Origin of the sequence: Pseudomonas sp. RIT-PI-a (assembly GCF_001187875.1) — a bacterium.
Classification (GTDB): Bacteria; Pseudomonadota; Gammaproteobacteria; order Pseudomonadales; family Pseudomonadaceae; genus Aquipseudomonas; species Aquipseudomonas coleopterorum.
In genome coordinates, this window is the sequence record NZ_LGIR01000003.1 from 40082 (window position 1) to 51932 (window position 11851).

The 11851-nt window shown below is 63.5% G+C and carries 12 protein-coding genes; 6 read left to right on the top strand and 6 right to left on the bottom strand.

The features are described 5' to 3' along the window. The first annotated feature begins 1 nt into the window (after position 1). Both AC788_RS00845 and AC788_RS00850 read left to right on the top strand, forming a co-directional pair. Positions 2–397: a phage holin family protein gene (locus tag AC788_RS00845; protein ID WP_152965682.1), complete on the top strand. Its 396-nt coding sequence runs from the start codon at positions 2–4 to the stop codon at positions 395–397. Beyond that, on the top strand, positions 394–1236 hold the full coding sequence (locus AC788_RS00850; RefSeq protein ID WP_049858755.1) for a DUF3618 domain-containing protein: 843 nt from the start codon (positions 394–396) through the stop codon (positions 1234–1236). The genes AC788_RS00845 and AC788_RS00850 overlap by 4 nt, the downstream gene beginning before the upstream one ends. 130 nt (positions 1237–1366) lie before the next feature. Here AC788_RS00850 and AC788_RS00855 read toward each other — a convergent pair whose 3' ends face one another. Beyond that, on the bottom strand, positions 1367–2263 hold the full coding sequence (locus AC788_RS00855; protein ID WP_049858756.1) for a DUF808 domain-containing protein: 897 nt from the start codon (positions 2261–2263) through the stop codon (positions 1367–1369). A gap of 160 nt (positions 2264–2423) precedes the next feature. Here AC788_RS00855 and AC788_RS00860 point away from each other — a divergent pair, with 160 nt between their 5' ends. From AC788_RS00860 to AC788_RS00875, 4 genes are all read left to right on the top strand, one after another. Further along, positions 2424–3029 (top strand): TetR/AcrR family transcriptional regulator, encoded by a 606-nt coding sequence (locus AC788_RS00860; RefSeq protein WP_049858757.1) that lies wholly within the window; start codon positions 2424–2426, stop codon positions 3027–3029. A gap of 97 nt (positions 3030–3126) precedes the next feature. Further along, positions 3127–3942: an ion transporter gene (locus AC788_RS00865; RefSeq protein ID WP_049858758.1), complete on the top strand. Its 816-nt coding sequence runs from the start codon at positions 3127–3129 to the stop codon at positions 3940–3942. Between the two features lie 98 nt (positions 3943–4040). Next, on the top strand, positions 4041–5039 hold the full coding sequence (locus AC788_RS00870; protein WP_049858759.1) for a sulfate ABC transporter substrate-binding protein: 999 nt from the start codon (positions 4041–4043) through the stop codon (positions 5037–5039). Between the two features lie 169 nt (positions 5040–5208). Next, the gene (locus tag AC788_RS00875) at positions 5209–7227 is read left to right on the top strand and encodes an acyltransferase family protein (RefSeq protein ID WP_049858969.1); all 2019 of its coding nucleotides are present in this window, start codon (positions 5209–5211) and stop codon (positions 7225–7227) included. Positions 7228–7244: 17 nt separating this feature from the next. On the opposite strand, the gene AC788_RS00880 is transcribed toward AC788_RS00875, so the two are convergent. The 5 genes from AC788_RS00880 to AC788_RS00900 are packed head-to-tail and all read right to left on the bottom strand — an operon-like array spanning position 7245 to position 11840. Continuing rightward, entirely contained in the window at positions 7245–7649 is a 405-nt protein-coding gene (locus AC788_RS00880; protein WP_049858760.1) for a hypothetical protein, read from the bottom strand. 9 nt (positions 7650–7658) lie between these two features. After that, entirely contained in the window at positions 7659–8858 is a 1200-nt protein-coding gene (ccmI, locus tag AC788_RS00885; RefSeq protein WP_049858761.1) for a c-type cytochrome biogenesis protein CcmI, read from the bottom strand. Beyond that, positions 8855–9340 carry a cytochrome c-type biogenesis protein gene (locus AC788_RS00890; RefSeq protein ID WP_049858762.1) on the bottom strand — a complete coding sequence of 162 codons (486 nt, stop codon included), beginning with the start codon at positions 9338–9340 and terminating at the stop codon, positions 8855–8857. Before AC788_RS00890 ends, ccmI begins: the two co-directional genes overlap by 4 nt. After that, positions 9337–9873, bottom strand: coding sequence for a DsbE family thiol:disulfide interchange protein (locus tag AC788_RS00895; RefSeq protein WP_049858763.1), 537 nt, complete (start codon positions 9871–9873; stop codon positions 9337–9339). Before AC788_RS00895 ends, AC788_RS00890 begins: the two co-directional genes overlap by 4 nt. Then, a complete protein-coding gene (locus tag AC788_RS00900; protein ID WP_161804278.1) occupies positions 9870–11840 on the bottom strand; it encodes a heme lyase CcmF/NrfE family subunit in 1971 nt (656 codons plus the stop codon). The genes AC788_RS00895 and AC788_RS00900 overlap by 4 nt, the downstream gene beginning before the upstream one ends. Between the last annotated feature and the right edge of the window lie 11 nt (positions 11841–11851).

Below are 11851 nucleotides of genomic sequence, written 5' to 3' on the forward strand. Positions count from 1 at the left end.
TATGGACTCGGTCCGTCAGGACGATGCCTCCATTGGCGGCCTGCTGCGCCAGTTGACGCGCGAGGTGCCGGAGCTGTTCACCAAGGAGCTGGCACTGGCCAAGGCCGAAATGCAGCAGAGCCTGACCACGCTCAAGGCGGGCATTGCCGCCGTGGCAGGCGGTGCGATCGTGCTACTGGCCGGTTTCATCATCCTGCTGATGGCGGCCGTGTATGGCCTGGGTACCGTGATGCAGCTGTGGCTCGCCGCGCTGATCGTAGGCGGTATCACCGTGATCGTCGGTTTCATCATGCTGCAGTCGGGCAAGAAGCAGTTCGAACCGTCGCACTTCACGCCGGACCGGACCCTGCACGCCATGCAGCAGGACAAGGAAGCACTGAAGAGGAAAGTCTCATGAGCAGCTCATTGAATAGCGATCTGGACAAAAGCCCGGAAGATCTGGAACGCGAGATCGACGCCAAGCGTGCCAGCATCAGCAATCTGGTCGATTCCCTGGAAAGCCGGTTCACGCCGGGCCAGTTGTTCGACCAGGCCCTGTCGTACACCAAGGGCAACGGCGGTGAGTTCTTCCAGAACCTGGGCACGACCTTGAAGAACAATCCGGTGCCCACGGTGCTCACCGGGGTCGGTCTGGCTTGGCTGGCGATGAACCAGAAAAAGCCGTTCCAGCCCGGTTCGGCGTCGAGTGGATCGGGGTTGGGCGGCAAGGTCAGTCAGGTGGTGGATCAGGTCAGTCAAGCGTTCTCGGGTGCTGGTGATCGCCTGCATGGCGCGGCCGATACGGCGCGTGACCACGGACAGAGCCTGCGCTCCAAGGCGGGTGATCTGTCTGAGCGCGCTACTGATTCTCTGGACGCTATGGCAAGCCAACTCACCGACAAGGCTCATGACGTCGGTCAACGCGTGCAGGAGCAGGCCAGCGAGGTGAAAGGTCAGTTCGAGCAACTGCTCAAAGAGCAACCGTTGGTGCTTGCGGCCATCGGCATTGCTCTGGGAGCGGCGCTGGGCGCGGCATTGCCGTCGACACGCAAGGAAGATGAGTGGATGGGACAGACGCGAGATGACCTGGCCGATACGCTCAAGTCCAAGGGGCAGGAAGCCTATGCGGTTGCCAAGGATACGGTGAAGCAGGCGACCGACAAGGCACCCGAACCGTCCGCCGCACCGTCCCCGGTCACGCCCGCTTCGGCGAGCGAGGGTACGGACCTGTCCTCAGGGCTGGGCATGAAGCCCTGAACCCGGCACAACACCAGGCAAACCCGGCCGCACTGCCTGTAGCAGCGGCGCGAGCCGCGTCGGCGGTGGATACGGTGTGACTGTCGGACCGCGTCGTGGCCGGACGCGGCTTGCGCCGCTGCTACAGGGGCTAGGATTTGCCGAGGAGCTTTTTGCCAAGGGTGACAACAGCCAGGACCACGGCGCCGGTAAGAATACCGGTCAACGCGTCCACCAAGGTGCTGGCCACCGTGCCCATCACGCCGCCACCGGCCAACGCCACCGCTGCTTCGCTGATGTGATGCACGAATGGCAGGCCGTGGGCGATGATGCCGCCACCCACCAGAAACATGGCGATGGTGCCCAGAATCGATAACACCTTCATCAACACCGGTGCCAGCCACAGCAGACCATTGCCCAACGCCTGGCTGGCCGATCCGGTTTTCTGCTTGAGGTAAAGCCCCACATCGTCAAGCTTGACGATGCCGGCCACCAGCCCATAAACACCGACGGTAATCAGCACCGCCGTGATCACCAGCACGCCGACCTGGTCCAGGAAGGGCCGCGTGGACACCACCCCCAAAGCCAGCACGATGATTTCCGCCGAAAGGATGAAATCGGTGCGCACCGCTCCTTTGATCTTGTCCTTCTCGAACGCGACCATATCGACCTTGGCATCGGCCATGGCAGCCTTGCGCTGCTCGAGGTCAGCAGCCGAGTCCTTGTGCAGGAACTTGTGCACCACCTTTTCGAAACCTTCGAAACACAGATAGGCACCGCCGATCATCAACAGGGGCGTGATCAGCCACGGCGCGAACGCGCTGATCAACAGCGCCGCCGGCACCAGGATCGCCTTGTTCAGCAAGGAGCCCTTCGCCACTGCCCAGACCACCGGCAGTTCGCGATCCGCCTTGACCCCGGTGACCTGTTGGGCGTTGAGCGCCAGATCGTCGCCAAGCACCCCAGCGGTTTTCTTTGCGGCCAGGGAAACGTCGTCGAGCAGGGTCGCGATATCGTCGAGAAGCGTCAGCAAATTGCCTGCGGCCACGGGGAGCATCCTTATGGGTGAGTTAGGTGGCTGACGCATGGGACACCGGCTTAGTTCCCCGGCGGGCCGTTGTTGAGCGCTCGGCAAGGCCGGTGCTACCATCGCAGACCCTCCGGCGCGGCCGGATGCCACTGCGCAGAAACAAGGATCTTTGCCCACCATGAGCAGTATTCGCGAGCGCAACAAGGCCCTCATCCTGCGTGCGGCGAGCGAAGAATTCGCCGACAAGGGTTTCGCCGCCGCCAAGACCCAGGACATCGCCAGCAAGGCCGGCGTGCCCAAGCCCAACGTCTACTACTACTTCAAGTCCAAGGAAAACCTCTACCGCGAGGTGCTGGAAAGCATCATCACGCCAATCCTGCAGGCCTCCACGCCGTTCGACACGGCCGGCGAGCCGCAAGCGGTGCTGCGCGCCTATATCCGCTCCAAGATCCACATCTCCCGCGCCCTGCCCTTCGCCTCGAAAGTGTTCGCCAGCGAAATCATGCACGGCGCGCCGCACCTGAGCGCCGATCAGGTCGAGCAGCTCAACGCCCAGGCATTGCACAACATCCAGTGTCTGCAGACCTGGATCGATCGTGGGCAGATTGCTCCGGTGGACCCTCATCATCTGATGTTCAGCATCTGGGCCGCGACGCAGACCTACGCCGACTTCGACTGGCAGATCGCCTCGATCACCGGCAAGGCCAAGCTCGACGACAGTGATTACGAAGCAGCCATCGACACCATCACGCGACTGGTGCTCAAGGGCTGCGCGCCGGAATAGCGCCACCTCGCCAGACCCGCTGACGACGTCGGCGCACAGCCTTGCACCGACGCGGCAAAGCTCCTACGCTGTGCGCCTTCTTGGGAACCCCTTTGCCATGACCACTCTGCGTGATCGCCTGTACGTCGTCGTCTTCCAGAGCGACACCCCTGCCGGACGCCGCTTCGACAAGACCTTGTTGCTGATCATCCTCGCCAGCCTGCTGGTAGTGATCATCGACAGCGTCGAGACGGTGCACAGCCAATACGCCGACCTGTTTGCCTGGATCGAATGGGGCTTCACGTTCATCTTCGCCGTGGAGTACCTGCTGCGCCTGTACTGCTCGCCCAAGCCCCTGCGCTATGCGTTCAGCTTCTACGGCCTGATCGACCTGCTGGCGATCGTCCCCGGCATCCTGGCCATCTACTACAGCGACGCCCAGTACCTGATGATCGTGCGCGTGGTGCGCATGCTGCGGATCTTCCGCGTGCTCAAGCTCAGCCCTTACCTGAAGCAGGCCAACTACCTGCTGGCGGCTCTGCGTGGCAGCAAGCAGAAGATCATCGTGTTTCTGGTGAGCGTCACCACTCTGGTCACGGTGTTCGGCACCTTGATGTACGTGGTCGAGGGCCCGCAGAACGGTTTCGCCAACATCCCCACGGGCATCTACTGGGCCATCGTCACGCTGACCACGGTAGGTTACGGCGATATCGTGCCGACCACGCCGATCGGTCAGGTGCTCTCGGCGATGGTCATGATCACCGGTTATTCGATCATCGCCGTGCCCACCGGCATCTTCACCGCCGAACTGGCCAACGCCATGCGCAGCGAAGGCCTGCAGCACGAGTGCGGGGTGTGCCACAAAAGCAGCCACGAACAGACAGCCTCGTTCTGCTCCCAGTGTGGAAATGCGCTGTTCAAGAAAGCGGTATAAGCACCGCCCTTTTTGATCTAATCGCCCCCATAACGCCTGGCCACGGGGCGCAGGCATAATGCCGCCTATTTCCAAGAACGCTCGAAGAGGGAACTGCAGTGAAAAAATTGATCGGTGCCTCGCTGTTGGCAGCAGGCTTGAGCCTGACCGGCCTGGCCCAGGCCGCGCCCAGCCTACTCAACGTCTCGTACGATGTGATGCGCGACTTCTACAAGGACTACAACAGTGCGTTCCAGAAGCACTGGCAAGCCGAACACAACGAAGCCATCACCGTGCAGATGTCCTTCGGTGGTTCGAGCAAGCAGGCGCGTTCGGTGATCGACGGCCTGCCGGCTGACGTCATCACCATGAACATGGCCACCGACATCAATGCCCTGGCTGACAACGGCAAACTGGTCCCCGACGACTGGGTCACGCGCCTGCCGAACAACAGCGCACCGTTCACCTCGGCGACCGTGTTCATCGTGCGCAAGGGCAACCCAAAAGCGCTGAAGGACTGGCCTGACCTGCTCAAGGATGGCGTGCAGGTCATCGTCCCCAACCCCAAGACCTCCGGCAACGGCCGCTACACCTACCTGTCGGCCTGGGGCTATGTGCTCAAGAACGGTGGCGATGAAAACAAGGCCCGCGACTTCGTCGGCAAGCTGTTCAAGCAGGCACCGGTCCTGGACACCGGTGGACGCGGCGCGACCACCACGTTCATGACCAACCAGATCGGCGATGTGCTGATCACCTTCGAAAACGAAGCCGAAATGATCGCCCGCGAGTTCGGCCGCGATCAGTTCGAAGTGGTCTACCCCAGCGTTTCAGCCGAGGCCGAACCCCCCGTCAGCGTGGTCGACAAGGTCGTCGACAAAAAGGGCACGCGTGCCGCGGCCGACGAGTACCTGAAGTACCTGTGGTCGCCGGAAGGCCAGGAAATCGCGGCCAACAACTACCTGCGCCCACGTGATCCTGCAGTGCTGGCCAAGTACACCGATCGCTTCCCGAAAGTCGAATTCCTCTCGGTGGAGAAAACCTTCGGCGACTGGCGCAGCGTGCAGAAGACCCACTTCAACGACGGCGGCGTGTTCGACCAGATCTATACCGGCCAGTAAACGATCGCTCCACCGCTGGACAGCGTTGCAGGCTTGGGGTAAAACCTCGCCTGTAACGCCCTGCCTTTCGCTTCTCCTCCCTTCTCTTTCCTACGTCCAACGTTCGGCGGTAGCCTGCCCGATGGTTTTTCATCGCGCGCGCTCCAGCGTTGGCGCGAGTTCGATCATCATGACCACATCATCGGATGCCGCACTGAAATACCGCCCGGAAATCGACGGCCTACGCTCGCTTGCCGTGCTGCCGGTGATTCTGTTCCATGCCGGCTTCAGCCTGTTTTCCGGCGGATTCGTGGGGGTCGACGTGTTCTTCGTGATCTCCGGATATCTGATCACCTCGATCATCCTGGCGGAAATGACCAAAGGCGACTTCTCCCTGCTGCGCTTCTACGAGCGTCGGGCCCGACGGATTCTGCCGGCGCTGTTCGTGATGTTGCTTGTCTGTCTGCCCAGGGCGGGGTTGTGGCTGGCCCCGCCGGACCTCAAGGCTTTCAGCAAGAGCCTGGCGGCGGTGCCGCTGTTTTCGTCGAACCTGCTGTTCTGGCGCGAAAGCGGCTATTTCGACGCTGCCGCCGAGATGAAACCTCTGCTGCATACCTGGACATTGGCGGTTGAGGAGCAGTACTACCTGCTCTTCCCATTGCTGCTGATGGCTGGGTGGCGCCTGGGTCGGCGCACCGTGGTGGCGATACTGGCCGTGCTCGCCTTGGCCAGTCTGGCCTTGGCCGAGCATGGCGCCCGCCAGGAATCCGTGGCCGCGTTCTACCTGCTGCACGCACGCGCGTGGGAGCTGCTGGTGGGCTCTTTCATCGCCTTCTACCTCGCTAGGCGACCACGCTCGACCGCTTCGTCCTGGCACGCGCAGGCTGGCAGTCTGCTAGGCGTGGCCATGATCGGCTATGGCGTGCTTGCCTTTGATCACGCCACGGCGTTTCCCGGTTTCAATGCCTTGCTGCCCACCGTTGGGGCAGGATTGGTGATCCTCTTCGCTCATCCGGGTAACTCCGTCGGAAGGGTATTGGCGAGCGGCCCATTGGTAGGCATCGGACTGATCAGCTACAGCGCCTATCTATGGCATCAACCGCTGTTCGCTTTCGCCCGCAACAACAGCCTGGTGGCGCCCACTCCAACGACCATGCTGGGCTTGAGCGGGCTGTCGCTGGTATTGGCATGGCTGAGCTGGCGCTTTGTCGAACGCGCCTTTCGCGACCGACGCCACGTGCCTGCTGCGCGCCTGTGGCGTTACAGTGCCAGCGCTTCGTTACTGTTCGTGGCGTTAGGCATCACCGGCTTCGTGAACAATGGCTTCAGCCAGCGTTTCGACGTCGATCCCAGCATCATGACCGCTTTCGAAGACCCACATATCCGCGATGCCTGCGACACGAACTATGATGGCAAGGGCTGGGGCATGGACTTCTGCCTGTTCGGTGCCGATCGCCAGCGGCAGGCTGCGGATGTGGCGGTGTTCGGCGACAGCCATGCCGAAGCCCTGTTGCCGGCGTTCGATACCGCAGGCAAGCGGTACGACCGGCGCATCGCTCACATTGGCATGGGTGGCTGCCCGCCGTTGCTGGGCGTCGACGTGGCGGTGGGCAACTATGCGCCAGGGGCGTGCCCGGCATTGGCCCAGCGCGAGTACGACTATGTGAAGGCCCATGGCATCAAGACGGTGGTGCTGGTTTCACGCTGGACGCTGTACACCGATGGCGATTACGACCAGAACCGCATGAGCGGCTATTTCCTGGTGGATCAAGCCAGCCAGGCGCGCACCCGCGAGGCCTCGCGCGCGGTATTCGAAAAAGCCCTGGAACGGACCATCGATGCCTACCGAGCGTTGGGCGCACAGGTCTACGTGGTGGCTCAGGCACCGCAACAGCAGACCAGTCCGAAGCAGCTCTACTATCGTCTGGCGCGCGACAAGGGGGACGATGCCGAACACACGCAACGGCTGCTCGACCGGCTGTCCGTGCCCTACGCGAAACACCTGCAGTTCCAGCACTACACACGCGCATTGTTCGCCGCCGACAGCGCGCGCGAACGCATTCGCCTGGTCAGCCTCGATGAAGCGCTGTGCAGCCCACAAACGTGCCTGATCGGTGACAGTGGGTCGTGGTACAAGGACCACGACCACTTGAGTGCCCGCGGGGTCGAGCGGGTGGCGAGCCTGGTGGGTCAGATCATGCAGAACTGACTCGCGCCTGCCGTGCTTCAGGGATGTTTGCGTCCCAAGCCAGCCGGCACGCCGGTGGTATCGGTGGCTTCCCATGGGCCTTTGGGACTGGTGGCCCAGCTCCAGCCGTCGTTCCAGCGGTAGTAGGTGCGCTGGCGATAGTAGGTGTCGGGCTGATCTTCAAGCACATACACGCCCAGACTCGGGTCCCAGTGGCTGGCACCGCCCGGAGGCGGGGCGAAGCTGGCCGAGGTCCGCGGCATCGGCTTGGGCGCGGGTGGCGTGGGCGTCGCAGGTGGGGCTGGAGTGGGCGCGGTGCTCGGTCCTGTCGGTGGCAAGGTCTGCACCGGTGGCTGCGGCGCAGGTTCGGACGGGCGCTGCACGGCGCAGGCACTCATGCCCAGGGCCAGGCCGATGACGGCCATTCGAGCTAAACGGTTCATGGCATCTCTCTACAGGTCAGGGCTGTCGATCATCAATTGCTGCACGGCGGCGCTGTCGCTGGCGATCGGCGCACCTCGCGCCAGCCATTCGCCCTGCGTGGGCTGGCCGGCCCTGGATATCCGGGCGATGAGTTGGACTTCGGGAAAGTTCGACAGTTTCAGCTGCGGCATCATCGCATCGCTGTCCGCCAGCTCGACCTGAGCCGGAAGGTCAGCCACCGTCAGGCGCTTGACCGCCAGTGGCATGGGCGGCCCGGACACCGCGCGAGCAAAGACGAACACGCTGTCGCCGGGCTGCACCTTGGCCGCCACACCGGGTGCTAAGGCCACCTGCACTTTCAATACGGCGCGTACCGGAGCGGGCTCGGCGACAGGCAACTTGCCAGCGGCGCCCAGTTGGCCGCGGGCACGTTCGATTCCGCCCAGCAATGCCGTGCGCGCAGGGTCTTTGTCCGGGAGGGTGGCCAGTAGGCGCTCCCAGTAAGCGATGGCCTTGTCGAAATCGCGCCCTTCGAACGCGACGATGCCGAGCAAGCCCAAACTGGTGGCTTCCTTCGGATCACCCAGCAGGGCTTCGTCAGTGAGTGCCTGGATCTGCTCGGACCACTGTTTGCCTGCAGCGAAATACAGCGCCTGCGCCCACTGCCCCAGTACCTCTGGCTGACGACCGCTGAGTTTTGCGGCGCGCTCGAACAATTCGGCTGCCTGCGCCGGCCGGTTCTGCGCCATGTAGGTCCGACCCAGGATGTACACCCCCTCCACCGCCTCCGGCTGCATCTGCACCGCCTGTTCCAGGCGCGCCGTCATTTGCGCCATGGACGTGGGCGGTACGGCGAACTCGCGGCTCAACTCAACCTGGTCGCTGGCGCCATAGTGCAGGTACACCACGAGCCCCAGCACCGGCACCAGAATCGCAGCCGCCAGCGGTATCGAGCGGCCCAGACGGGTGTCAGCGACCACTTCCCCGCCCTCGGTATCGGCCAGCAACTCGCGGGCGGCTTCGGCCTGGCCGCTTTCCAACTGAGCGGCTGTCAATACGCCTGCAGCCTGTTGCGTATTCAGTTCGGCCAGGCGCTCTTGGTACAGCGCCACGTTGAGGGCGGTGCGGTCCTGCTCGGGCTGGGTGCGACGGGCACGCAGCAACGGTACCAGCAAAAAGCCCAGGGCGAGCAGCAGCAACAGGCCGGCAGCGAGCCAGAAATCGATCATGGGCGGTCATCATCCAACGGTTTTTGGGCGAGCAACGCGGCCAAACGGGCGCGTTCGGCGGGGTCGAGATCACGCGGGCTGGTAGCGGGTTGCCTGCGCCGACGTCGCAAGGTCACCGCGATCACGCCCACGCCGACCACCAGCAAAACCGCCGGGCCGAACCAGAGCAGCCCGGTACGCGCGGTCAGCGCTGGCTTGTAACGGACGAACTCACCGTAGCGATCGACCATGAACTCGATGATTTGCCCGTCATCCTTGCCCTCGGTCAACAGCCGATGGATCTCACGGCGCAGGTCACCGGCGATAGGTGCATTGGAATCGGCGATGTCCTGGTTCTGGCACTTGGGGCAACGCAGTTGCTGGGTCAATTGGTGAAAGCGCTCGCGCATCTGGTCATTGGCGAACTGATAGGTATCGATGGCAGCCCGTGCCACGCCGGACAGGCTCAACAGCAGTATCGACAGCAGCAGCCAGCGCTTCATGGCCGGGCCTCGTCGAGCAGCGCCTGGTACAACGGCGCCAGTTGCTCGCGCCAAACGGTCTGGTCGATGACCCCGACCCACTTGTGGCGAATCACGCCCCTGGCGTCGATAAGGAACGTCTCCGGTGCGCCGTACACGCCCAGGTTCAAGCCCAGGCTGCCGTCCTTGTCGTTGATGTCCAGCGTGTAGGGGTTGTGATAATCGGCCAGCCAGCGCCGTGCTGCCACGTTGTCATCCTTGTAGTTGATGCCGTAGATCAGCACGCCCTGCTCGGCCAGCGTGTTCAGCACGGGGTGTTCGACGCGGCAGGCCACGCACCAGGTTCCCCAGACATTGACCAACGCCGGCTTGCCCAGCAGATCGACTCGAGTCAGCGTTCGTTGGCCCTGGGTGTCAGGCAGGCTGAACTCGGGAAACGGCTTGCCGATCAGGGCCGACGGCAACTGCGCGGGGTCAAGATAGAGCCCGCGGTAAAGCAGCACGGCCAGCACCAGGAATGCGCCCAGCGGCACCGCCAACAGCCAACGTTTCATGCCACGGCCCCTTTGCCCAATACGTCACGCACACGCGCCTTGACCTTGATGCGATAGCGCCGGTCCAGTGCGGCGAGGAAGCCACCCAGACCGGTCATCAGCCCACCCAGCCAGATCCAGCGCACGAACGGCTTGACGTGGATCCGCACCGCCCACGCGCCGTTTCCCAGGGGTTCACCCAGCGCGACATAGAGGTCGCGGGTGAAGCCGGCATCGATGCCAGCCTCGGTCATCACCGATTGCTGCACGCTGTACAAGCGTTTTTCCGGATGCAGCAGGCTCACTTGCACGCCATTGCGCAGGACCTGAACACTGCCCCGCTGGGCGCTGAAATTCGGCCCCCGATGAGGCTCGGCGCCCTGGAAGATGAACTGATAGCCACCCAGATCGACCGCATCGCCTGGCGCCATGCGCAGATCACGCTGGGCACTGTTGTGGCTCGACAACACCACGCCCAGGGCACAGACGGCAATGCCCAGGTGAGCCAGCTGCATGCCCCAGTAGCTGCGCGGCAAGCCGGCAATGCCGCGGGGCAGGCCCTTGTGACGGGTCTTGTCGTGCAAGTCGCGCACCCCGGCCAGCACCACCCAGGCCGCCAGGGCGAACGTGCTCAGCACCGGCCAGGCGAAATCCCCCAGGCACCAGGCGGCCAGCGGCGCCAGCACGGCGCTGCCGAGCAGTACCGGCACCAGCATGCCACGCAGCCAGGCGGTCGGCGTGTGTTTCCAGCGCACCAGCACGCCAACGGCCATGGCCAGCATCAGCAACGCCATCAGGGGTACGAACAGCGCATTGAAATAGGGTGGACCGACCGACAGCTTGGCGCCGGTCAGGGCATCCAGCGCCAGCGGGTACAGGGTGCCCAGCAGAATCATCGAAGCGGCCACCACCAGGATCAGGTTGTTGCCCAGCAGCAGGGTCTCCCGCGACCACAGGCCGAAGCCCACGTGGCTCTGGACCACCGGCGCGCGCAGCGCGAACAGCGTCAATGAACCGCCCACCACGAACAGCAGGAAGATCAGAATGAACACGCCACGGGTCGGATCCGAGGCGAACGCGTGCACCGAGGTCAGCACGCCGGAGCGCACCAGGAATGTGCCCAGCAGGCTCAGGGAAAACGCAGCAATGGCCAACAGCACCGTCCAGCTCTTGAACACGCTGCGCTTCTCGGTGACCGCCAGGGAGTGGATCAGCGCAGTGCCGACCAGCCAAGGCATGAACGAGGCATTTTCCACCGGGTCCCAGAACCACCAGCCGCCCCAGCCCAGTTCGTAGTACGCCCACCACGAACCCAGGGTGATGCCAATGCCCAGAAAGCTCCAGGCCACCATGGTCCAGGGGCGCGACCAACGGGCCCAGGCAGCGTCCAGCTTGCCGCCCAGCAGCGCGGCGATGGCGAAGGCGAAGGCGACCGAAAAACCCACGTAGCCCATGTACAGCATCGGCGGATGGACGATCAGACCGATGTCCTGCAGCAACGGGTTGAGGTCGCGACCGTTGGCCGGAATCTGCGGTAGCACGCGGGTGAAGGGGTTGGACGTGAGGATCAGGAACAACAGGAAGCCAACGCTGATCATGCCCATCACTGCCAGCACCCGCGCCAGCATGACCTGGGGCAACTGCCGCGAGCGGATCGACACGGCAAAGGTCCAGCCGCCCAGGATCAGCGCCCACAGCAGCAAGGAGCCTTCGTGGGCACCCCATACGGCGCTGAACTTGTAATACCAGGGCAATGCGCTGTTGGAGTTCTCGGCCACGTAGCGCACGGAAAAATCGTCGCTCAGAAAGCTCGCGGCCAGGCAGGCGAATGCCAATACCAGGAAGGTGAACTGGCCCCAGGCAGCCGGCCGTGCCAGGCTCATCCACAGTCGATCACCGCGCCATGCGCCCACCAAGGGCACGCTGGCCTGAACCAGGGCCAGACACAGCGCCAGGATCATCGCCAAGTGGCCCAACTCGGGCACCAGCAGAGCACCGA